The organism is Ascidiaceihabitans donghaensis (genome assembly GCF_900302465.1).
In the GTDB taxonomy this organism is placed as follows: Bacteria; Pseudomonadota; Alphaproteobacteria; order Rhodobacterales; family Rhodobacteraceae; genus Ascidiaceihabitans; species Ascidiaceihabitans donghaensis.
In genome coordinates this window covers 1348322-1368663 of record NZ_OMOR01000001.1, presented here as the reverse complement: position 1 = coordinate 1368663, position 20342 = coordinate 1348322, and the positions used below count along the sequence as shown (strand labels likewise).

General features: G+C 51.4%; 25 protein-coding genes and 1 tRNA gene. 19 read left to right on the top strand and 7 right to left on the bottom strand.

Going from position 1 to position 20342, the window contains the following annotated elements:
• The first annotated feature begins 86 nt into the window (after nucleotides 1–86).
• The 8 genes from ASD8599_RS06840 (at nucleotide 87) to ASD8599_RS06805 (ending at nucleotide 7066) form a co-directional block, all read left to right on the top strand.
• Entirely contained in the window at nucleotides 87–800 is a 714-nt protein-coding gene (locus ASD8599_RS06840; protein WP_108827839.1) for a CoA transferase subunit A, read from the top strand.
• A 53-nt stretch (nucleotides 801–853) separates the two neighbouring features.
• Entirely contained in the window at nucleotides 854–1963 is a 1110-nt protein-coding gene (locus ASD8599_RS06835; protein ID WP_108827838.1) for a GSCFA domain-containing protein, read from the top strand.
• Nucleotides 1960–2766, top strand: coding sequence for a hypothetical protein (locus tag ASD8599_RS06830; protein ID WP_108827837.1), 807 nt, complete (start codon nucleotides 1960–1962; stop codon nucleotides 2764–2766). Before ASD8599_RS06835 ends, ASD8599_RS06830 begins: the two co-directional genes overlap by 4 nt.
• 37 nt (nucleotides 2767–2803) lie before the next feature.
• Nucleotides 2804–3430, top strand: a complete 627-nt coding sequence (locus ASD8599_RS06825) for a 3-oxoacid CoA-transferase subunit B (protein WP_108827836.1) — start codon at nucleotides 2804–2806, stop codon at nucleotides 3428–3430.
• Nucleotides 3431–3472: 42 nt separating this feature from the next.
• Nucleotides 3473–4210, top strand: coding sequence for a hypothetical protein (locus ASD8599_RS06820; protein ID WP_108827835.1), 738 nt, complete (start codon nucleotides 3473–3475; stop codon nucleotides 4208–4210).
• Between the two features lie 54 nt (nucleotides 4211–4264).
• Entirely contained in the window at nucleotides 4265–5038 is a 774-nt protein-coding gene (locus ASD8599_RS06815; RefSeq protein ID WP_146188194.1) for a hypothetical protein, read from the top strand.
• Nucleotides 5039–5170: 132 nt separating this feature from the next.
• Nucleotides 5171–5260, top strand: a tRNA-Ser gene (locus tag ASD8599_RS06810).
• A gap of 93 nt (nucleotides 5261–5353) precedes the next feature.
• Entirely contained in the window at nucleotides 5354–7066 is a 1713-nt protein-coding gene (locus ASD8599_RS06805; protein ID WP_108827833.1) for a site-specific integrase, read from the top strand.
• A gap of 22 nt (nucleotides 7067–7088) precedes the next feature.
• Here ASD8599_RS06805 and ASD8599_RS06800 read toward each other — a convergent pair whose 3' ends face one another.
• The 4 genes from ASD8599_RS06800 to ASD8599_RS06785 form a co-directional block, all read right to left on the bottom strand.
• Nucleotides 7089–8207 (bottom strand): DNA cytosine methyltransferase, encoded by a 1119-nt coding sequence (locus tag ASD8599_RS06800; RefSeq protein WP_108827832.1) that lies wholly within the window; start codon nucleotides 8205–8207, stop codon nucleotides 7089–7091.
• Between the two features lie 65 nt (nucleotides 8208–8272).
• A complete protein-coding gene (locus tag ASD8599_RS06795; protein ID WP_108827831.1) occupies nucleotides 8273–9217 on the bottom strand; it encodes an O-methyltransferase in 945 nt (314 codons plus the stop codon).
• Complete coding sequence (locus tag ASD8599_RS06790; RefSeq protein ID WP_108827830.1) at nucleotides 9217–10590, bottom strand: ATP-binding protein; 1374 nt, start codon at nucleotides 10588–10590, stop codon at nucleotides 9217–9219. The genes ASD8599_RS06795 and ASD8599_RS06790 overlap by 1 nt, the downstream gene beginning before the upstream one ends.
• Nucleotides 10591–10795: 205 nt before the next feature.
• Nucleotides 10796–11254: a helix-turn-helix domain-containing protein gene (locus tag ASD8599_RS06785; protein ID WP_281261551.1), complete on the bottom strand. Its 459-nt coding sequence runs from the start codon at nucleotides 11252–11254 to the stop codon at nucleotides 10796–10798.
• Nucleotides 11255–11343: 89 nt separating this feature from the next.
• Between ASD8599_RS06785 and ASD8599_RS20550 the strand changes: the two genes are divergently transcribed.
• From ASD8599_RS20550 to ASD8599_RS06765, 4 genes are read left to right on the top strand one after another with little or no spacing between them, the layout of a single operon-like run.
• A complete protein-coding gene (locus ASD8599_RS20550) occupies nucleotides 11344–11544 on the top strand; it encodes a helix-turn-helix domain-containing protein (RefSeq protein ID WP_108827828.1) in 201 nt (66 codons plus the stop codon).
• A complete protein-coding gene (locus ASD8599_RS06775; RefSeq protein ID WP_108827827.1) occupies nucleotides 11544–11813 on the top strand; it encodes a hypothetical protein in 270 nt (89 codons plus the stop codon). The genes ASD8599_RS20550 and ASD8599_RS06775 overlap by 1 nt, the downstream gene beginning before the upstream one ends.
• Nucleotides 11814–11821: 8 nt before the next feature.
• A complete protein-coding gene (locus tag ASD8599_RS20130) occupies nucleotides 11822–12592 on the top strand; it encodes a hypothetical protein (protein WP_146188193.1) in 771 nt (256 codons plus the stop codon).
• Entirely contained in the window at nucleotides 12549–12947 is a 399-nt protein-coding gene (locus tag ASD8599_RS06765; protein WP_146188192.1) for a hypothetical protein, read from the top strand. Before ASD8599_RS20130 ends, ASD8599_RS06765 begins: the two co-directional genes overlap by 44 nt.
• A gap of 299 nt (nucleotides 12948–13246) precedes the next feature.
• On the opposite strand, the gene ASD8599_RS06760 is transcribed toward ASD8599_RS06765, so the two are convergent.
• Nucleotides 13247–13810 (bottom strand): hypothetical protein, encoded by a 564-nt coding sequence (locus tag ASD8599_RS06760; protein ID WP_108827824.1) that lies wholly within the window; start codon nucleotides 13808–13810, stop codon nucleotides 13247–13249.
• A gap of 367 nt (nucleotides 13811–14177) precedes the next feature.
• Here ASD8599_RS06760 and ASD8599_RS06755 point away from each other — a divergent pair, with 367 nt between their 5' ends.
• The 3 genes from ASD8599_RS06755 to ASD8599_RS06745 all read left to right on the top strand — a co-directional run bounded on the left by ASD8599_RS06755 (nucleotide 14178) and on the right by ASD8599_RS06745 (nucleotide 15321).
• The gene (locus ASD8599_RS06755; RefSeq protein WP_108827823.1) at nucleotides 14178–14390 is read left to right on the top strand and encodes a hypothetical protein; all 213 of its coding nucleotides are present in this window, start codon (nucleotides 14178–14180) and stop codon (nucleotides 14388–14390) included.
• On the top strand, nucleotides 14387–14791 hold the full coding sequence (locus tag ASD8599_RS06750; protein ID WP_108827822.1) for a hypothetical protein: 405 nt from the start codon (nucleotides 14387–14389) through the stop codon (nucleotides 14789–14791). The genes ASD8599_RS06755 and ASD8599_RS06750 overlap by 4 nt, the downstream gene beginning before the upstream one ends.
• 110 nt (nucleotides 14792–14901) lie before the next feature.
• Complete coding sequence (locus ASD8599_RS06745; RefSeq protein ID WP_245925952.1) at nucleotides 14902–15321, top strand: topoisomerase DNA-binding C4 zinc finger domain-containing protein; 420 nt, start codon at nucleotides 14902–14904, stop codon at nucleotides 15319–15321.
• A gap of 51 nt (nucleotides 15322–15372) precedes the next feature.
• Here ASD8599_RS06745 and ASD8599_RS06740 read toward each other — a convergent pair whose 3' ends face one another.
• Together ASD8599_RS06740 and ASD8599_RS06735 are read right to left on the bottom strand one after the other, a co-directional pair.
• Entirely contained in the window at nucleotides 15373–16371 is a 999-nt protein-coding gene (locus ASD8599_RS06740) for a hypothetical protein (RefSeq protein ID WP_108827821.1), read from the bottom strand.
• A 42-nt stretch (nucleotides 16372–16413) separates the two neighbouring features.
• Nucleotides 16414–16974: a recombinase family protein gene (locus ASD8599_RS06735; protein WP_108827820.1), complete on the bottom strand. Its 561-nt coding sequence runs from the start codon at nucleotides 16972–16974 to the stop codon at nucleotides 16414–16416.
• Nucleotides 16975–17209: 235 nt separating this feature from the next.
• Between ASD8599_RS06735 and ASD8599_RS06730 the strand changes: the two genes are divergently transcribed.
• From ASD8599_RS06730 to ASD8599_RS06715, 4 genes are all read left to right on the top strand, one after another.
• Nucleotides 17210–17425, top strand: a complete 216-nt coding sequence (locus ASD8599_RS06730) for a type II toxin-antitoxin system Phd/YefM family antitoxin (protein WP_245925950.1) — start codon at nucleotides 17210–17212, stop codon at nucleotides 17423–17425.
• On the top strand, nucleotides 17422–18081 hold the full coding sequence (gene darT / locus ASD8599_RS06725; RefSeq protein ID WP_108827819.1) for a type II toxin-antitoxin system toxin DNA ADP-ribosyl transferase DarT: 660 nt from the start codon (nucleotides 17422–17424) through the stop codon (nucleotides 18079–18081). The genes ASD8599_RS06730 and darT overlap by 4 nt, the downstream gene beginning before the upstream one ends.
• An 18-nt stretch (nucleotides 18082–18099) precedes the next feature.
• The gene (gene darG, locus ASD8599_RS06720; RefSeq protein ID WP_108827818.1) at nucleotides 18100–19137 is read left to right on the top strand and encodes a type II toxin-antitoxin system antitoxin DNA ADP-ribosyl glycohydrolase DarG; all 1038 of its coding nucleotides are present in this window, start codon (nucleotides 18100–18102) and stop codon (nucleotides 19135–19137) included.
• A 65-nt stretch (nucleotides 19138–19202) separates the two neighbouring features.
• Nucleotides 19203–20321 carry a hypothetical protein gene (locus tag ASD8599_RS06715; RefSeq protein WP_108827817.1) on the top strand — a complete coding sequence of 373 codons (1119 nt, stop codon included), beginning with the start codon at nucleotides 19203–19205 and terminating at the stop codon, nucleotides 20319–20321.
• Nucleotides 20322–20342: the final 21 nt, after the last annotated feature.

Here is a 20342-nt window from a genome sequence, read left to right as displayed (position 1 = left end):
AAGATCGGGCCATTTTAATCTGCCACCCCCTTTTCCCTCGCATCAATCTCACCTACAAAAAAGCCAAGCCACCCTAAGGAGTTTCCATGAAAAAAGTATACGGCTCTGCCGCTGAAGCCCTCGACGGGTTGTTGTTCGACGGCATGTTTATCGCCTCTGGTGGGTTTGGCCTGTGTGGCATCCCCGAATTGCTGCTGGACGCAATCAAGGATGCAGGCACGCAAAACCTGACTTTTGCGTCAAACAACGCAGGCGTAGACGACTTTGGGATCGGCATTTTGCTGCAAACCAAACAGGTCAAGAAGATGATCAGCTCTTATGTCGGAGAGAACGCAGAGTTCATGCGTCAATATCTGTCGGGTGAGCTGGAACTGGAATTCAACCCGCAAGGCACATTGGCAGAGCGGATGCGATCCGGCGGCTGCGGCATTCCGGGTTTTTACACAAAAACAGGTGTGGGCACTGTGATTGCCGACGGCAAGGAACACAAAGACTTCCCGACAGGGGAAAACGGCACACCCGAAACCTACATTATGGAAGAAGGCATCTTTGCCGATCTGGCCATTGTAAAGGCGTGGAAAGCCGATGAAACGGGCAACCTTGTGTTTCGCAAAACGGCCCGCAATTTCAACCCGCCAGCCGCTATGTGTGGCAAAACCTGCGTGGTTGAAGTCGAAGAAATCGTCCCCACGGGATCGCTTGACCCAGACAGCATCCACTTGCCCGGTATCTATGTGCACCGCTTGATCCAAGGGGAACACGAAAAACGCATCGAGCAGCGTACTGTTCGGCAAGGTTAGAACAGAACAACCTACAGAAAACTACGCTTAAGTCCTGCAAAAAGGATCTTCCCATGCCATCGCCCTATGCAAATCTACCGTCCCGCGCCTATTGGCGCTCTGCTGTGGGGGAACGGGCATCGCTTGATCCGGGCGACGTGTTCCAGCCCAAGTTTCCAATCACCAAGGAAATGAAAGTCACAACCGCGGGGTCCTGTTTTGCCCAGCATGTGGGCCGCGCCTTGCGAGGGGCCGGTTTCAATGTGCAAGACACAGAACGCCTGCCCCCGGTGGTCAGCGATGCTGTCGCCACGCGCTTTGGCTACCGTTTGTATTCGGCGCGTTATGGCAACATCTACACCATGCGCCAATTGCTGCAGTTGAACGATGAAACAAAAGGCAAAGCCACCCCGGCCTTGCCTGTCTGGGAAAAAGACGGTCGGTTTTTTGACGCCCAGCGCCCCTCTGTGGAACCCGAAGGGCTGGCATCGGAGGCCGATGTCATGACACACCGCGCCTCACATTTGAAACATGTGCGCGCAACCTTTCGCAATTCCGATCTGTTTGTCTTTACCTTCGGGCTGACAGAGGCTTGGATTCATAAAGAAACAGGCACCGTTTATCCCACCGCCCCCGGCACGATCGCCGGTGAATTCGATCCGGATGTGTTTGAATTCAAAAACTTCTCATATGACGAAATTCGCTCTGATTTCCTGACCTTCCGCAAAAAAATGATGGTCGCAAACCCTGACATGAAGTTTCTGATCACTGTGTCACCGGTGCCTTTGACCGCCACAGCCAGCGGACGGCACGTCGAAGTCGCCTCAAGCTATTCAAAGTCCACTTTGGTGGCGGTCTGTGGGTCTTTGCGCGAAGAATTCGACAATGTGGATTATTTCCCCTCATACGAAATTATCACCTCTCAAAATGCGCGCGGTGCTTACTATGCGTCCAACAAGCGTGAAGTCAGCAGTCAGGGTGTGGCAACCGCGATGGGTGTTTTCCTGAAAAGCCACGGCTTTGCCCTAAGCGCTCCGCCCGCCACCGAACGCCAGACCCGCAGTGCCATGGTGCGCAGCTATGATGCGTCAGCCGGACGCGCGGCGGCTGCGTCGCGCACCGCCGAAGAAACCGCCGAAGACATTGTCTGCGAAGAAGCGCTTTTGGACGCATTTTCGAAATGAGCCGTATTCTGTTGATCGGAAACTCACATCTGGCAGCCTTTCGTACAGGCTGGGACACGATCCGTGCCGCATACCCCGATGTAACGATCGACTTTTTCGCCCAACCCGGCCCAGAGTATTACCATATGACTTTGAACCGGAAATTGTCGCAGTTCGGCGCCATAAACGAAGCGCGTTTTACCCCGCAACAATTGGAACGGCTGGACAGATTCAATGGCAAGCGCATCGTGTCGTTGGATGGATATGACCGGATCATGGTTGTGGGCAACCAACATGGCATGGCAGATGTGCTAAAACTGGTGGCGCACCGTGATGTGGTGGGATTGCGCGATACGGGGGCTGCCCATTTCCTGTCGCGTCCGGCGTTTGATGCGGTTGTCGACGATATTGCCGCGTCCTTTATGCCGCATCCGGCATGGGAACGGTTTTCGGCCACGCCTGTCACGTTTCACGCAATTCCGCGTCCCGCCGAAACGGCCTTTGATAAAGTGGACCGCGACAGCAACGTGGGCCGCACCTATACCAAAATCGAAGCCTGCACCGACGGCATAAAAACCGCTCTGGACCAATTGGCAGACGTGTTCACGCACCATATGGAGGCGATCGGCTTGCGCTTTTTACAGCAGCCCCAAGACACGGTGAATGCCATGGGCTTCACAAAAGCGCCCATGAACACAGAACTGGAAAGTTTCACGGGGCACTCAATGCCCGCCAAAGACTTTCAGCACATGAACGCCAGTTACGGTGCCGCGTGCCTCTGCGCGGCCTACCCCGACATTTTACCAAGCCGCGACGCGGCTTAGACACATCGACATACGCATATAGCAAGGAGAGACCCTTATGGCTTGGGATCGCAATCAAATGGCAGAACGCGCAGCACAAGAGTTGCAAGACGGCTGGTACGTGAACCTTGGCATCGGTATCCCGACGCTGGTCAGCAACTACATCCCCGAAGGCATCGAAGTTACGCTGCAATCGGAAAACGGCATGTTGGGTATGGGCCCCTTCCCTGTTGAGGGATCCGAAGATGCCGACCTGATCAATGCAGGCAAGCAAACCATCACCGAATTGCCCCAAACCGCTTATTTCGACAGCGCCCAAAGCTTTGGCATGATCCGTGGCGGCAAGATCGCCATGGCAATTTTAGGCGCGATGGAAGTGGCCGAAAACGGTGACTTGGCCAACTGGATGATTCCTGGCAAGCTGGTCAAAGGCATGGGCGGTGCCATGGATCTGGTGGCAGGCGTTGGCCGCGTGGTTGTGGTGATGGACCACACCAACAAACACGGCGACAGCAAAGTGTTGCCCGCCTGTACCCTGCCGCTGACAGGTAAAGGGGTCGTGGACCGGATCATCACCAACCTTGGTGTGCTGGATGTGGTCGAGGGCGGTTTGAAAATCGTAGAATGTGCTGACGGCGTGTCCGAAGACGAGCTGCGCACTGCAACACTTGCCAAAATCGTCTAGACGCATGTGCCAAGGGCGCAGGTCACAGGGGGCGCAGCTGAAGTGACACGTGTCGCGGTCATAGGCACGTCGCATGTCGCGGCCTTAAAGCTGGCGTGGGACGAGATTGGCGGGCGCTATCCGCACATCGAAGCCGAACACTTTGGCATGAACCGCGCCCGCTTTTTGAAAACATCGCTTAGGCCGGATATGACGTTTGGCCTTCCAGACGATATGCGCAGCGACGACGCAACCCCCAGACGGTTACGGGGCCTTGTTGATTTAAGCACCTTTGATGTTGTTTGGCATGTAGGCGGTTGGACCTTCTTGCAAAAGCCGATGCTAGAGCTGTGTGTCGATTTCAATATCGACGGGTTCGAGACCTCTGGCCATGCCCATTGCATGTCACAGGCCACGTTTCATGCGTGTCTGGATGCCATCACCACCAAAGCCATGCCAGACACAGCCTGGCACAACTGGACACCCGGGCGATTGTTCTTTTCCACAGTGCCGCGGCGCAATGAAATCGCGCGGCAAGATGCACTGTATCACACCGGGGAACCGCATTCCTTCAAGCGCGTATGGGACACCGCGGACAAGCACCTTAACGCGCGCATGTCAGCGGTTGCGATCCAGCGTGTACCGCAACCAGATTGCACTTTGGACGCTTACGGATTTACAAAACAGAAATTTGGAACCGAAAAACCAGTCAGCACTGACGGTTCTGTGGATACAGCGCATATGAACACCGCCTTCGGGGTCTGCATGTGGGACAGTTTCTTATCCCATGCGTTCCACTAAAATAACAGCCAACGCTTTCACCATCACACGATTTATCGGGGCACTTTGGATCAAATGACACGTATCGCAGTCCTAGGCTCATCCCACGTCGCAGCCTTAAAGACGGCATGGGACGAGATGAAGGGCGATTTCCCGCGCATCGACGTGTCTTTTTTGGCCATTGGCGGCAAGAAATACAGGAAAACCTTTCTACGCAAAGACATGCGTTTTGGATTGCCAGATGACATGCTGCAAGATGAAACGATTATGGCATCTTCACGAATTTTATTGGACCTAAGCCAATTCGATCACGTCTGGAACGCAGGCGTCTGGCAAGTTCCACAATCGGCCATGAACGAGATTTTACTATCGTTCAATATCGATGGGTTCGAAACCACCACCTTCAAACAGAACATGTCGCACACAGCGTTCGAAAGCATCGTACAGGACTTGGTGCACCGCGTTGTGCCGGGTCCGCAGTGGCACCATTGGACCACCCCGAAGCTGTGGTACTCTAGCATTCCAAGACGCAACGCCGCTTTGACGTCGCGCAAGCGCTTTCAAACGATGGACCTACAGGGTCATGCACGCGGGTGGACCCTTGTCGATAGTCGACTGCGCGAGGCGATGGCTAATGTGGGGATCACACATATCGCACAACCCCCCGACACCATGACACACACCGGGTTCACTCAGTCCCAATACGGCTCTGATCGGAAACTTATCCAGACCCAAGCACAAGACATGGCCCACATGAACACAGCCTTTGGCCAGCGCATGTGGCAACAGTTTCTGGAAACCTCCGCCCTGGGCCCGCTCAGTGAAGACATTGCAAAACGAGTCCAGTAATTTCGTATTGAACCTTATCGTGAAGCGGCTAATTGTTCCTCCTTTTCAAAGACTAACCGCAACATCGCGGCGTTGAAGAAAGTTCAAGAAACCCCTTGCACGTATATCGCGTTACGGGATAGACCCACCAGCGGAGACGTGGCCGAGTGGTCGAAGGCGCTCCCCTGCTAAGGGAGTAGGCTCGGAAGGGTCTCGAGGGTTCGAATCCCTTCGTCTCCGCCACCCACACTTTTAATCCTTGTTTTTCAGAACGATACTGCAAAACAAGGCTTTGTGCAACTTGCGTTGCTACAATAGACTGCTACAGTAGCAGTCATGAACCCACGTGTATCAGTCCCCAAAATCTTCCTTCGTGGCAACAAATGGTATGTCCGTGTGCAGGTGCCAAAGTCGATGCAGAAGCGGTTAAAGCGCAAGGAACATTGGGTATCACTGAAGACATCAAGCAAAGCCGAGGCCCTTCAGCGGGCGACTGCGGCGACCCAGCAGAAGCGTCGTGAAATAAATGCAGTGTATCGTCGCTTGGAGGATATCCGTGAAACGATCACTGAACTCACAGAGGAACAGTTGATCGCCTTGGGGCGCGAGGAATACGCCCGTCACTCACAGGCACAATCGGACTTGATTAACGACCAGAAGCAAAGCGGCCTATCTTGGGCTGAGTTTGTGGATACTCGTGCCGCAGCCATAAAGGGTGCGGTGGCAGAGCTTCGGGCTAACCACGACACCATCCCCATGACAGAGATCAGGGCACACCAGCTTATGGATGAGAACCAAGTTCTATTCCCGAAGAACTCAACGGCATACCAACAGTTATTGAAGGTCTGTGCTGATGCTTTCATTGACGCCAAACGAGCCGAATTGGCTGTGCTGGAGGGTTACTCAATTCACGAAAACCCGAACCCAATGTTCATCAATCTCGCGACGGGTCAACCACATCCGTTTACAGCGTTGAGTGATCAACTTGCTATGCCACCCGAACCGACGCCAAGTCTAACCGCATTGATGGAAAAGTTCCTGAACAACCCGACCAAGCTGCGTACCGACAAAACTAAGAAGTCGATCAGAGGTTACCTTGGCGTAGTATTTCAAATCCTCGGCGACGACGCACCTGTCGGTGACATCACCGAGGCGGATTGTGAACGTGTGCGTGATCTTATCGCCAGGCTTCCACCAAACTTCATGAAGCTGCCTGACGCGGACAAACACACCTTGGATGAGCTTGCTGACATAGCTGAGCGAAAGAAGATGCCAAAGTTATCACCAACTGGTGTGAACAACTATCTACGCTGGCTGCTGACTTTCTTGGCCTATTGCCACCGCAAGGGAATGATGGATCGGATGCCCACCGCCTATGCTGAGATCAAAGTGGCCGACCCTGTGCGAAAGCAAGACAAGCGCGAAGCGTTCTCCAACGAACAGTTGAATGTCATCTTTCGCAGTCGGGTGTATCAGGACCAAGAACGTGAAAGCAGCTTGTTCTGGGTGCCTCTGATCGCACTTTGGAATGGTATGCGTTCGAACGAAATCTGCCAGTTGGATGTGGCGGATATCAAACTGGAAGAAAATGTCTGGGGCTTCGATGTCACGCACATCAGCACCACGGGTGACGACGATAAGTCTGTGAAGACCAGCAGTTCGATCCGCTTTGTCCCAATGCACCCACGGTTGATTGATTTCGGTCTGTTGGATTTCCATGCAGCGCGGCCAAGGGATGCAAAGCTGTTCGGTGACATCACTCGTGGGGTTGATGGGTATTATTCAACCAACTTCAGTAAGAAGGTGAACCGCTACCTCAAAGGGATCGGTGCACATGGGCCGAAGCACAAGTTCCATTCGTTCCGTCACAACTTTCGTGATGCATTGCGAAGGGGTCGTGTGGACCGCGAGATTGGCAAAGCATTGGGTGGTTGGACAGGCGGTAACACGGACGCTTTCGATATCTATGGCAACGGGTTCGAAGTGGGTGAACTCAGCAACGAGATCGGTCTAGTGGACTATCCCCAAGTGGATTGGTCAAAAATTTAGCGACCACGCTCACCCGCCTGTATCAACTCGCCAATATCGATACTGGTGCATCTCTCGGCTGAATAGACCTTTTCGGCAAGACTTTTGATTGCTCAATCGAAGTTCGAACAAAACGAAGCACAGCTTCTGACAGTATAGGGGAAACACTATTTCCGATCATTCTGAACGAGTGCCACACAGTCGGATGGAAATCGAAATGATCGGGAAATCCTTGCAACCGTGCAGCCTCCCGCACAGTTATAACGCGGTGTTGTTCGGGGTGAATCGGTCTAACAGATTGAAAAGACCCTTTGTCCGATCCTGTTCCTGCTCTCAGTGTCGGCGCTTGCCCCAACCAATTTAACCTTGGATGTCTACCAACCTTGTCGGTCTTGCCCTGCTCAACAGTGGAAAACCGTTTCAGAACAGCATCTGTATGTTTCGTAAGTGCGTTGCCCGAAAATTGACGGTCACTAGTTACCAAGTTTGAAGCATAAGGGCTAAGTTTTCTTCTCCGATCTGCTTGCCAAATCTCAAAGCCTCCACGCTCTTCGGCGACGGGAGTTGGGTTCACCAAGTCAGAGATGGCATCTCTTACAGTTGTTGGAGGTCTTTGCAGATCATCAAGCAGCTTTTTTTCGGCTACTACACCCAAATCTTTTCTGAAGCCTATTACGAACACCCTGGGGCGCTTGGTAGCGGCACCAAAATCCGCAGCGTCCAGAACTATTGGGCCAAGAAGATCAAAACCGTCTTTGACCAAGTCTATTCCCTTAAATAGAAGCTCAGAGCTATGACCGTGTAGGATGCCTTTGACATTTTCCATGACAAAGAATTTTGGCTGCACTTCTTCAACTATCCTAAAGAAGTGACCCAGTAGACTCCGACGAGGATCGTCTGAATCGCGTTTGCCAATGGAGCTAAATCCTTGGCATGGGGGACCACCAATGATCCCATCTATGTTACCCCTCGTCATGCCAATACATTCCAAACCAGACAGGCCACCTACATCCTGCAATTTCAGATTAGAACTTGGGAAATTCTTGCGATACGATGACGTTAGAATTGGGTCTACATCAACTGAGAGAACAGTTTCAAAGCCAGCATTCTGAGCGCCGAGTGAGAATCCACCGCATCCGCAGAATAAGTCAACGATCTTCATTGAAAGCACCCCCAAGGGTTGTTCTTACAGTGATGCTGTGCGGATGTCGATCGTGCTGGTCCATTCTAGAAGACCACTTGCGCAAAGCTTGGATACTGCTTGTAGTATCTTTGAAATATCGCAATCTCTTCTTCAGATAGATCGAAGCCGAGTGCTTGAATTTGCTGCCTGCTGATGTCGTTTCCGCATGGGAGTAGGGCCTGGATACCCGCCGACTCTCTTACAGTTAGATGGGGCGCAGTAATCAACTCATCGACAATCCCCTGCCAGTCGGCGGCTTCTGTCACCTCTCTGACAGCATGGGAGTTACCTTCAGTTGCAAGTACGCCACCAACCGTTACCATCGGAGATCCGTCTTTATATGCGACACTGAACGCTGGCATGAAACCACCGAGACGATTGGCCTCAGCGGCTACCGACCTCATAAATTCGAGGCCATACTCAGCCAGTGTGGCTTGTAATCGTTCGTTCTTGCAGGCTCCTATGGCAAGATCATCTGGCACGACAGGTCCAAAAAGGTTTTGAAGGTCTTCGCGGCGCTCTCTAGGGTTGCCATATTTGTTACCAGCCGCGCTAACGGTGTAAAGCAGAACGCTGTTTTCGGGTGCTTGCTCGATTAACGTGCGCACATCCTCGATAACAGATTCTGTCAGTCCACCGTCATAATCAAGCCAGATAACCCATGGCCGCGCGATAAGCTCAACATCGTCAAGTAGATTGGGTAAGACCTCATTTGAATGGCCAGAATGGACACTGACCATTGAATAGGGCTTGTTGAAGTTAGCTCTGCTAAATCCAACGTCATCACTCTCTATCGATTCCATACGCTCAATGCCGAGACGATTATGGGCAAGGACGAAATCTGTGAACCAGATAGAGCCAAATCCGATATATGCAGCATTGTTTAGCCCCAAGATCGGTGAAAGACGTTCAAGGCAACTGAATATGACCTGACGCTGAATGGTTTTGCTGGGTCGGGTGCTGTAGTTGATAGCATTGAACGAAGGCATTAATCGTCCCCAGCCAGGTCTTCAAAAGCATATTCGAAGGACTGAAGACCTATTTCTCGGTAGCTTAGGTTCTGATTTCCAAGCCCTCTCGCCAATGCTCTCGCTTTAGAGACTGGTACCGAATACGCAATGTTGGCTTGCTTTTCGCCTCGAACCTCTCTGCTAAACTTTGGCAAGATCATCGCTGCTTTTGGCTGGACAGCATAAACGGAGACTGGAACGGTCGCATTCTCAAGCTTTTTAACTTCTTCTTGTTTTTCGTCACCAGCGCGATTCATAGTTTTTCGCTTGTTAGTGTAGTCGATCCAAGTCTGCGAAATTTTACCTAGATGTGGCCGAGACCGCCGAAAAACACCAGAAGCCCTATCAACGCTACGTTTCGTAGTAGTCAAAGGTAAATCTGCGGCGCTCTTTGCAGAGAAGACCAACAAGCCGATAAAACCAGCATATTGAGGGTGCCACTTTGGCCAAGCATCTCCCCAACCTGAAATTTCAGTCTTGTCGGCGGCAAGTACAATTCGACCATTGCAAACAATATACCATCCGTAAGGGTCTTGCTTTCGCCCTCTTTCATCTGGCTCAAGTCCATCGGGAGGAACCTCGGCCATCCCACCAATTATTTCAACCGAAACGGGCTGACCATCAGCCTCATCAACGAAGTCAAATCTTACTGGTTCAAACTCATCACTTGATTTGAAAGTGATTTCCCAACCCGTAACCTTCTTTCCGTTGACCAAGATATTCAGGCCCTGGTTGAGGTGAAGCGCGTAATCCCGACTGATCACTCTGGCCAATTGTTGGATAAATGCGGGGTTGCCAAAGGCAACCTTGGTAGATCGCGTTAGATTGGTAACGGCAATGCGAACGCCAGTCTGCTCTTCGGGATTGTCTGGAACTAGATCGAAATCCCAAGGCCCATCATGAATGGTCAACCAGTCATTGACATCGATCGGAACTCTGAAACCTAGTCTGTCACCATTTTGATCATTTGTAGTGCTATGGATCGAGATGTTCTCGCCTAGCTTAAAAACCGCTCTTTTCATACCAATTCCGTAGACGCCGATCGAAAATTCATCCGTTGGATCATCTTCTCGGCGGCCAAAACTGAAAGCGTATTCCACAGCGTCTTCGAGGCTCATGCCGCCACAGTTATCACTTATCGAAAATTCAGTTTCATTTGCTGTTATTTCGATCTGATATTTTTTCAGATCGACATTTTCAGCCAGTCCAGCAGGTCGGCTACCTTCGTTCTTCCACGCCCCGTCGACGCTATTGTCTATAAGATCTAGGATACTGTCCTCAAGAGTAATGTCTCTTGTGATCATTCGTACAAAGAACGCCTTCGTAGGGCTGACTTTGACCTTCTTTGGCATGTCATTCACGGTTTTGTACTCCAACAATCTTTGAAAGAATCGATGTCTTTAGATGCTATCGTTTGCAGTATTGCGCGGCGTCCTGTCATACGCCACCCAGGGTCCAGATATCTCTCACAAATCAAAGATGAAGCAGAACGCCAACACGTCAGGGTTTTGACGCACACGGACATTGACTGGAGTTGTAGGGTAATTGGGCTTCTAATCATAAGTCTGAAATCTGCTTAAAAAGGAGTGAGACGAGGCCCTGATACTTCATGGCATCAAGAGGGGTGATGTCTGGTGTTGTTTGCTGTCTAGTTTCCTGACGCAGGATTTCGACGACAGCCTCGCCGACCAGATGTGGTGGTGGTTTAACATCAAGGCGCTGGGCTTCTTCTTCGACCATGGCAACAACCTCCCCGATTCGGGCATAAAGCTTGTGCGGTGCCTCAGCAGCTTTTTCGCCATGCAAAAGCTTCCTAGGGTCTACGCCGTAAAGATCAGCGATTTCAAATAATCGTTCTGCACTGACCGTGTTCGACTTGTTCTCTAGCCGCCAAATCTGGACCTTGCTGACTCCAAGTGCAGCAGACGCATCTTCCTTAGTCATACCCGACCGTTCCCGTGCAAGCCTGATGCGGTCGAAGAGGTGTTCCAGTGAGTCGCGGTGTGAAGTTGCCATTTCACACCGTGTAACGATTTGTAAGAAAATGCAACAAACATGTAAATTACTCATGACGAATCATATATTACACGTTAGGTAATGCTCTTATGACATTAAAGGATTACCTCACCCAAAATAATCTTAGCCTGAAGGTATTCGGGGATCGCTGTGGGCTGAGCGCACCAACGGTTCTTCGCGCCCGTGATGGTATCAATATTCCGTCACGCAGAACGTTGCAGGCGATAGTTAATGCAACAGGTGGAACGGTGAGTATTCAGGACCTTATTACCGTGGAGGCTGACGAATAATGGGAGCATTGGTGAAATGGGTCATCGGAGGCGCAATCGTCGTCGGGATCGGCTTCTGGGTTGCCAAAGGTGTGGAGCGTCAGAACGTCAGAGACTGCTTGGCCGAGCAAAGCCAGCGATACGGTATTGCACAAGGTCATGATGTATATTTGACGGATGTCATCGAGGTGAACATCCATCGATCCTATCCTGATGGAACTGCCACACGGTTCGTGAAGTATTTGGTCCAAGGTTCGCAGAACCTCCAGTCCACGACCTGCCTGTGGTGATGGGTTCGATGAAAAGGCTTCTAACAAGCATCCCCTTAATCGCATTCGTTACATCAAATGCGGTTTCGGCGCAGGGCATCGATGGCCTCTACCAGCCGACAGGTTTAATGTGGTCGTGTTCACCTGATCAGATCGGGATGGATGGTGGTGCGCTTGCCATTCAGAACGGCGTCCTTGACGGTGTTGAGAACCGATGCGACCTGACCAATCCTACCCCTATGGATAGCAGCATTAGATTCACAGCAGTCTGTTCTGCTGAAGGCAGCACGTATTCCGAACGCATGACAATCACACCGACATCGACTGGCGTCAGAATAGAACGAAATGGCTTTACGTCCTCTTGGAGCCGCTGTGAGGGCCACCAGGCGGCAACAGGCCCTACGCCGCCCAGAAATGATCGATGGACCTTTGGTGGTGGCCAGGGCGTATACGAGAGTGCAACACGGGATAACCAAGGGAACTCCATAACATTCACCTGCAACGACTTGGGCGAGAACGGTGGCCTGTATGTTGAACTTGGGGGGCAGCCGATCTCTGGTGGGCAGGTCAGCTTTGATGTCGATGGGGCGACATTTGGCATGACAGCTTGGGCAGAAGGTGGTCGGATCAATACTGAATGCACGGTTTGCGGTGGTATCTACACATCGCTCTGGAACGCAACAGCAGCGGGCAATCTGATGACAGTTACGGCCTCTGATGGTCGCACGGCTGTGTTCAGCCTTGCAGGGTCGGGTGATGCCTTGGGCAATGTTGCTTGCCAACCAGACGACGGGTTCTGATCTGCTGGTTTCAGGTCAGGACAAGCAGGCCCTCTTCGAGATGCTTTGTCACAAAAACTCGATCAGGCGCAGACTCGGCGGTCGCCAGATAGACATCCCGACCGTCTACAGACGAAAGGTGAAGCTCATGACTGAAGATCGATTCATGCAACTGCTGGAACCGATTTTGGTTGAGAAGTTTGGGGCGGTCGATTGGCCTACGGGGTTTACACCAAGGCTTCTCTTGGCGGTGCGATTGCACAAAGATGCCATTGCTGAGATTCAGGAGAACCATGGCATCGCTGATCCGCGCACCCAAAATCCTGATATGCTCCAGATTATCGAACGATTGGCTCCTAAGGAATGCCGCCATTAGGATCAAGTAAACCTCAAGAAAGGCCCAGATCACCTATCGAAACGTGGCGGCTTGAGCCGCTCTTGATCTTTTGAGGGGCGTTATAAACTTGTTTTCATTCAACATTATCCGTTCAGACCACCGAAAAAGCATGATATAATAATATTAAGACGATCAGCCTCCAATTACATCATACTCAGATAGAGGTTTGATACGCTTCGCTTCTCAAACCTCTATACTGAATACTTTGAAAAGTGCCTGTCGGCACTATTTATTCACAGTCAGTAGAAGCGATAAGAAAAGTCCCCATCACGACTACCTTATCGTTGCTCTAACAGTGTTACCCGTTGATCGATTTGTTCTAACATTTCGCAAAACACGGACTCCAATTGGCCCAGCTTGATTTCGACTTTTCGTTCCAAATCATTCGTTACCTCAATGACTGTTTCACGAAGCTCGGCAATCTGAGTGTCTTCGATGGCCAATAGAATGTCTAACTCGCCACCCGTATATCCACTGGCTTCGACCAATTTGTCCCACATCTTTCGTCGAGAGGTGCCTCGCATAGCAAGACATTGATCATGGGTCCTACCTTTGTGCAGCTTTCCCCGACCAGGGATATGATACCACGATCCCATTTCTTTGTTGTGTGTATTGATCTGCACACTCGGCGGCCCGACATCGAGATCGGCCAACGTATTCAGAAGTGAGTGATATAACTCAGAGGTCAGATCGCGATTGTGGTCGAGGTGATGATGTTTCACCAAGGAAAGTATCCGCAACTGGTTCTGCGAAGGACCTGAGTCGAACGCGTCCAGCAGCGCACGATAAAACTCACGATCTTCTTTCAGTGTCGTCTTAATGAAATTAGGAAAAATCCTCATGTCATCACCTCAGGACTACAAGAGGTGACAGGATTTGGTGCCGCAACTGCGGTTGGCTTGTCATAAGTCATGCTTGATCTTTCATAGCACGGCGAGGAGTTGGACCTCGCGATTTCGCAGCTAAGCTACTGCTTACACATCAAGTAGAAATCAAGCACTGGCGTTTCAACCCATCTACGCAAATTATTTTCTTGTTTTATTCATGAAGAATAAACACTTACGAGGATTTCAGTGCGCAATACTTCTCTCGCGTCTTTGACATTTTCCACCACGCCGAACCTATACGTTCAGGCATCGTGGTAACTGTCCACCAAATTGGACCAGACCGACTAAATACATTCGAACCGTCAATTACAAGGAGACAACAATGACGAGTCGAACAACTATTAGAAACATCGACCCAGATGCTTTGTGGGATGCAAAAATTCATGCGGCTGCAACACAGCAGCGGCTGGGAGATGTAGTTACTGAAGCGATCCAGAAGCTGATTTTCCAATATGATACGGAACACACTGAAGGCGAGGGTATTACTGAAGGGCAACAACCAAACACCGCGCACAGATGGGGAGTTGCCGAATGATCAGAGCGCCATTCAAAGAGTTTCAGCAAATCCAATTCGATGAGAAACGTCATAATGTGCTACAGTTGCTTGCAACTGTTCAGCCTCCTGATCAGTCAAATAGTGCACCAAGCACTGAACTTTACGACATCAGAACGGCAACGATGCCACACGATCAAGGATGTCTGTGGCTGGAAGTCTATTCAGACGAAACACGTGTTGATCGTATCGGCTGGGCGCAGTTCTCAGGTGCCAAGGACGCATGTCGGTGTGAGAACATCCATGTTGAAATGCCATACCGCCGCACTGGCTTGGCAACGGTCATGTATGACTTGGCAGAGGAAATCTTCAACGTTGGCGCGGTTCCCACAAACAACCTGTCTTGGGATGCTGATCAATTCTGGAAGAACCGTGAGCCTTAATTGAAGCAGTCATACGACATCCATGACCTACAAGCAGGACATTGGGTGATCTGATCGATCAGAGCTAAGAGTTCTTCATGCAATAGGCGGAGTTCGATGAATAGCTGGTAGTGCTTTCAACAAACTCCGCCCAAGCAATTAAACAATCAGCTTTTGTCACTGAGTTGTTGGACGATCCCTCATACGGTGCAGTTGGAAGTGATGCATCCGAACAAGTAGATCACATCTGTGGGGAATGCGGTGGCCATCTGGTAGCTTTCCCAACCAAGGATGGTCGCACTTGGTACAGATGTGAACATGCTGACCTATGCGGGTTTTCACTGAATGCTTGCTCAGAGTGCGGAAGTGGCTTGCCAGAAGAGCGGGATGAATCAGGGCTGAAGACATGCGCATGTGGTGCGGAGTACCCAAGTTGCCCACAGTGTGAGAACGGCTGGCTCGTCGAACGACGGGGGCGATATGGCCGTTTCCTCGGATGCGTGAGCTACCCTCGTTGTAAAGGAAAGATGAAAGCAACTCCGCAGAATTGACGTACTTGATGGGATTTATCCTCACAGCCTGCCAGAACGAGCTTCCCTTAGCTACTCAGACGTACAACGCCTCATGATTTCTTCACCAAGTTTTTCAATTATGGCTGCGAAGTCCAAAACTGCTGGTTCGCGTATGATCAGACGTTGGCCAATAGAATATCGGGTGTCTTGGCTTCGTGTCAGATAGTAAGTATCAACAATTCCTTGTTGATGGGCCAATAGGTGTCTCTGCTGGTAATAGATGACCAGTTGTTTCATGGCTTCCAGTCCAAGGATGTCTGTGTAACTCACCCCCAACTCAGCTTCCCACAATCCCGAACCAGTATCGAGGCGCTGAAATACGTTGCGCTTCGGGGGGCGGCCAGTCTTCCGCTCATAAAATTGTTCTGACACCCGTTGAAAAGACATGACTGTGTCTTGCATGGCTTTCTCAAGAAGTGTTCGCGCCATTGCTTCCGCTTCATCTGGCCCCAACGCTTCTCGAAGAGTCGAGCCAAGCCCTGCGGCTGTCCGTATGGCTTCAAGCGTTTGAGAAAATGTGTGACTTGCAGAGTTTTGCCCACAGGATGGGCAAAAGTACGCGGCTCCCACGTAGGAGTAGCGACACCCGCATTCTTCGCAAGTAGTACGTAACCTCATGGGGTTTGCTGCTGCCACTGGCAATAGCACAGCATCACGGCCACCTTTGGCCTCCAAAGTGATGCTGATGAAAGAATTGCGCTTAGTGCGACGTTTCGATGCTGCTGCATCTGCCCGCATCGCAGCGTTAATATCGTTGGTAATTTGACCCATCGCATATTCTTTGGCCGACTCGATCTGCTCCGCAGTAAACCAAGATTGAGCATGAGTATTATGGCGGCAAGAAGGGCAAAAAACCTCTTCATCGCGAACAATTTTTTTCCAGTCCTCTTCCAATATTTTGAACTGGAACAAGCAAGTTTCAGATGGACATTCTTTATCAAGAAAGCCTTCTGAATCCGCCTCAAGTGGCACCGAAATCTCAGTCGTTTCAGATAGAGTTCGCAATTGACGTTGCAGGTGTTCAAACATGGTCTAACTCTCCAATGACTTCCAACCATACCTTGGAGCGGTTTACCGTGATGCACCAGGTAGCCATCGATACAAAGTTGGCACAGACACCCCAACCGCAGCCGCTGCATCCTTTACAGGCGTCCCAGAGGCCAGCAACTCACGAACAGCATTGATCTTTTCTTCGGTCATTTGTCGAGGGCGTCCACCGATCCGTCCTTTTGCTCTCGCAGCCTTCAGGCCCGCTTGAGTCCTCTCGATGATAAGGTCCCTTTCGAAGGCGGATATCGCGCCCATAACGTGGAAGAGCAGCCGCCCACCAGGCGTCTTCGTATCGATGGCCTCAGTCAGACTCTGGAACTCAACCCCGTCTGAGTTCAATCGATCCATGATCTCGATGAGGTGCGGAAGGCTTCGTGCCACTCTGTCAAGCTTGTATACCACCAGCTTGTCATCGGCATTCGGACGGAGGTATGCCAAAGCTTCTGCCAACACAGGTCGATCCTTCTTCGCCCCAGAGGCGGTCTCTGTGAATATCTTGTCACATCCCGCAGCCTTCAATGCAGTAATCTGAGCGACATGTGTTTGCCCGTCGGTCGAAATCCTGGCGTATCCTACGTTCATGAACCCTCCTTCTCAAAACTCGTCACCATGATAACGGTTGGCGTGTGTGGTTTCGATAGGGAGAACTGAGAACTCTGCGGCCCGTGTTTTCCAGGCCAGGACGTTCCCGACGACACGAAGGTATCGAGAAGTCGAATATGACCGTTTGTGAGAAATGGTTGGTGAGGTGGTTTGCGCCGTGAGGATGTGTGTGGCACCTACCGTGCATTCACATCGGCACCACTTCTGCCAACATATGGACAAAGTAGCCAAAATGGCTTTATGTGAACATATGAAGAACTTTTCCGCAAAAGATGCCAAGAACCAGTTTGGTAAGATGATCGATGATGCGAGGCTGGAACCAATCGTCATCGAGAAGCATGGACGCCCAGTTGTGGTGGTCTGCTCGGTGGAAGAATTCGAACGCCTCAGTGCCACACAGGTCTCTGCCGAACGGGATAAACGGGCATGACGAAGGTGCCTGAAAAAATTCATATCTACCACATCGTGCACATAGATCGTCTGCCTTCGATCATCGAGGACGGCTACCTGTGGTCTGACGCCGAAACTCGCCGACGCGGTTCACCTGGAACAACGGTCGGGATGCAGAGCATTAAGGATCGCAGGCTGACTTCGCAACTCAGTTCACATCCAGGCTTGGCAGTAGGCTCATGCGTCCCCTTCTACTTCTGCCCCCGTTCGGTGATGCTATATCTGCTGCATATGGGGAACCATGAGGAGATTACCTACACAGGTGGCCAACAAGATATTGTTCATCTCGTTGCTGACGTTCCCAAGGCAGTCAAATGGGCGGAACAAAAAGATCGTCGGTGGGCGTTCACCCTGTCGAACGCAGGGTCTGGATACTTCGAGGACCGCGCTGACCTGGATCAACTGGATGAAATCAACTGGGACGCGGTGAAAGCAACCCGCTGGGGTGGCAACGGCGTGGACAGAGATATTAAGGAAGGCAAGCAGGCGGAGTTCTTGGTGGAAGAGTCCTTCCCTTGGCGACGAATCCTGGGCATTGGGGTCTATTCGCAAAGCCAGGGCGAGAAGGTGACGCGGTTGATCTCTGGCTTGCCGCACAAGCCCCAAGTCAAAATTTTTCGAAAATGGTATTATTAGTGCGCGGGGAGGCGTGAGATGATTCGATATACGACAGGCGACGTTCTTCGTGCTGATGTTGACGCAATCGTTAACACAGTCAATTGCGTTGGTGTTATGGGGCGCGGAATTGCGCTGCAATTCAAGAGAGCTTTCCCGTCTAACTATGAAGAATATCGCACTGCGTGTGATAAAGGTGAGGTTGTTCCTGGCCAGATGTTCATCACGGAGCGGAAAGCCCTTACGGGTCCCCGTTACATCGTCAACTTCCCGACGAAGCGCCACTGGCGTGGTAAGAGCAGGATGGAGGATATTATTTCTGGCCTCCAGGCTCTGAAGGTGGAGATCGTTGAACGTGAAATTCAGTCGATTGCCATCCCACCCCTTGGAAGTGGACTAGGTGGATTGAACTGGTCGGACGTAAAGGCCGCCATCGACTCAGCCCTATCCGACCTGGAGATGGACATACTTGTCTTCGAACCAGGAGGTGTCCCTGATGCAAAGGTGATGGCGAGGTCAACCGATGCGCCCACGATGTCACCTGGTCGAGCTACACTCGTCACATTGGTGGATAGATATCTTTCTGGGTTACTTGACCCGTTTGTGACACTGATCGAACTGCACAAACTGATGTATTTCATGCAGGTGGCGGGGGAGCCACTCAAACTGCAATACAAGAAACATCACTACGGCCCCTACGCTGAAAACCTTCGGCATGTTCTCAATCGGATCGAAGGTCACCTCGTATCTGGTTACGCGGACGGTGGTGATATTCCAGAGAAACAAATTGAGTTGGTCCCTGGCGCAATGGCCGAGGCGTCGCGGTTCCTGGAAGATCATGCCGACACCCATGCAAGATTTAAGCGGGTGAGTGACCTGGTTGACGGGTTCGAATCCCCTGTTGGGATGGAGCTTCTGGCAACCGTGCATTGGGTCATCCACAACGATGGGGCCGAAGATGTCGAGGATGCAATCCGACTGACGCACTCGTGGAATGAGCGGAAGAAGAAGTTCACACCCAGACAAATCAATCTTGCCTACAACCATCTTCGAAGCACTGGGTGGGGTGTGCACTAAGCGGGTCTTCTGCCGAGTGAAGAACGCTGATAATAAGCATGATGCCGCGAATACGAACAACACGGATGGAACTGCATCAGAAAGTCTGGGCAAAGCCGCTTAAAGAAATCTCGGTGGAGTTTGGGATGACTGGCACGGGTCTGGCCAAGCTATGTGACCGCCATGGAATACCGCGTCCGCCGCAAGGCCATTGGACCAAATTGTCTTTGGGAGGGCTGGTCGAGATCGCACCCCTGCCACCGCTTCCCAAAGGCAAATCAGATGTCATCGTCATAACGCCTCTGACACCAAAGCCATCACATTCCGATGCCGTAGTCGATGCACAAGAGGAAGCCTTAAACGCGGTGGCCAAAATCACCGAACTAGATAGCTTCAGGAGTCTTCACCCTTCCGTAAGAGCATGGGTGAAACAACATCGTGACGACCAGGCTCAACGACGGCAAGAGCGGCGGGAACGTAGGCGTGAGGTCTGGGGCCATTTTTGGGACCCAATTCCAGACCTTACAGAACGTGACCGATACAGGTTCCAAGCAACGAGCACGGTCCTCAACGCTTTGGAGAAGGCAGGTGCGAAGGTTGTTGATGCTCAGATCATCGGCAAGTTCGACCTCAAGGTCGGCAACCACGTCCTCGAATGTGCAATCAAGGAAAAGATGCGTCAGGGTCTATCGGACGTCGATAGGTCCTGGTCTGCATGCCCCGATCACCACCAACATGGGTTGCACCCATCAGGCTTCCTACGGATCGCGGTGAACACCTATGTCGGCGGTGGCAGGCTGGAGTGGATCGAAAAGCAGAATAAATTAGTGGTCGATCTGCTTCCGAAGATCACAGATTCCATCATGGGATGTGGTCCACGGCTTGATGAGCAACAGGCCGAACGTGAAGCGCAGCGACTGCGGTATGAAGAAGAGCGGCGTCGGCAGTATGAGGAGCAGCAGCGGCGTGAGTTGGAAGCACGTCGATGGAAGCATTTCCGTGAACAAGCTGTATCATGGCAGGAGTGTCAGCGGCTGTGCGCGTTTGTCGATGCAATTGAACGCCGAATGCTGACCGAGCAGGTTGACGATATTGACGGTATGACTGCCGCTGAATGGGTTGCTTGGACCAGGGAAAAGATCAAAGACCTTGATCCGATGAACCGCGACTTAGAATGTCTGTGGAGACCACCATCCAAGTGGTAGTGAATGGCTGGTCACTATTCG

What these genes read in the sequence shown, in the direction of transcription:
- ASD8599_RS06785 (WP_281261551.1), bottom strand. Translation starts at nt 11,254, where the DNA reads ATGGCAACTTCACACCGCGACTCACTGGAACACCTCTTCGACCGCATC.
- ASD8599_RS06750 (WP_108827822.1), top strand. Translation starts at nt 14,387, where the DNA reads ATGATCAGAGCGCCATTCAAAGAGTTTCAGCAAATCCAATTCGATGAG.
- ASD8599_RS06840 (WP_108827839.1), top strand. Translation starts at nt 87, where the DNA reads ATGAAAAAAGTATACGGCTCTGCCGCTGAAGCCCTCGACGGGTTGTTG.
- ASD8599_RS06760 (WP_108827824.1), bottom strand. Translation starts at nt 13,810, where the DNA reads ATGAGGATTTTTCCTAATTTCATTAAGACGACACTGAAAGAAGATCGT.
- ASD8599_RS06795 (WP_108827831.1), bottom strand. Translation starts at nt 9,217, where the DNA reads ATGCCTTCGTTCAATGCTATCAACTACAGCACCCGACCCAGCAAAACC.
- ASD8599_RS06800 (WP_108827832.1), bottom strand. Translation starts at nt 8,207, where the DNA reads ATGAAGATCGTTGACTTATTCTGCGGATGCGGTGGATTCTCACTCGGC.
- ASD8599_RS06805 (WP_108827833.1), top strand. Translation starts at nt 5,354, where the DNA reads ATGAACCCACGTGTATCAGTCCCCAAAATCTTCCTTCGTGGCAACAAA.
- ASD8599_RS06835 (WP_108827838.1), top strand. Translation starts at nt 854, where the DNA reads ATGCCATCGCCCTATGCAAATCTACCGTCCCGCGCCTATTGGCGCTCT.
- ASD8599_RS20130 (WP_146188193.1), top strand. Translation starts at nt 11,822, where the DNA reads ATGAAAAGGCTTCTAACAAGCATCCCCTTAATCGCATTCGTTACATCA.
- ASD8599_RS06755 (WP_108827823.1), top strand. Translation starts at nt 14,178, where the DNA reads ATGACGAGTCGAACAACTATTAGAAACATCGACCCAGATGCTTTGTGG.
- ASD8599_RS06765 (WP_146188192.1), top strand. Translation starts at nt 12,549, where the DNA reads ATGCCTTGGGCAATGTTGCTTGCCAACCAGACGACGGGTTCTGATCTG.
- darG (WP_108827818.1), top strand. Translation starts at nt 18,100, where the DNA reads ATGATTCGATATACGACAGGCGACGTTCTTCGTGCTGATGTTGACGCA.
- ASD8599_RS06715 (WP_108827817.1), top strand. Translation starts at nt 19,203, where the DNA reads ATGGAACTGCATCAGAAAGTCTGGGCAAAGCCGCTTAAAGAAATCTCG.
- ASD8599_RS06730 (WP_245925950.1), top strand. Translation starts at nt 17,210, where the DNA reads ATGGACAAAGTAGCCAAAATGGCTTTATGTGAACATATGAAGAACTTT.
- darT (WP_108827819.1), top strand. Translation starts at nt 17,422, where the DNA reads ATGACGAAGGTGCCTGAAAAAATTCATATCTACCACATCGTGCACATA.
- ASD8599_RS06830 (WP_108827837.1), top strand. Translation starts at nt 1,960, where the DNA reads ATGAGCCGTATTCTGTTGATCGGAAACTCACATCTGGCAGCCTTTCGT.
- ASD8599_RS20550 (WP_108827828.1), top strand. Translation starts at nt 11,344, where the DNA reads ATGACATTAAAGGATTACCTCACCCAAAATAATCTTAGCCTGAAGGTA.
- ASD8599_RS06740 (WP_108827821.1), bottom strand. Translation starts at nt 16,371, where the DNA reads ATGTTTGAACACCTGCAACGTCAATTGCGAACTCTATCTGAAACGACT.
- ASD8599_RS06775 (WP_108827827.1), top strand. Translation starts at nt 11,544, where the DNA reads ATGGGAGCATTGGTGAAATGGGTCATCGGAGGCGCAATCGTCGTCGGG.
- ASD8599_RS06825 (WP_108827836.1), top strand. Translation starts at nt 2,804, where the DNA reads ATGGCTTGGGATCGCAATCAAATGGCAGAACGCGCAGCACAAGAGTTG.
- ASD8599_RS06735 (WP_108827820.1), bottom strand. Translation starts at nt 16,974, where the DNA reads ATGAACGTAGGATACGCCAGGATTTCGACCGACGGGCAAACACATGTC.
- ASD8599_RS06790 (WP_108827830.1), bottom strand. Translation starts at nt 10,590, where the DNA reads ATGCCAAAGAAGGTCAAAGTCAGCCCTACGAAGGCGTTCTTTGTACGA.
- ASD8599_RS06815 (WP_146188194.1), top strand. Translation starts at nt 4,265, where the DNA reads ATGACACGTATCGCAGTCCTAGGCTCATCCCACGTCGCAGCCTTAAAG.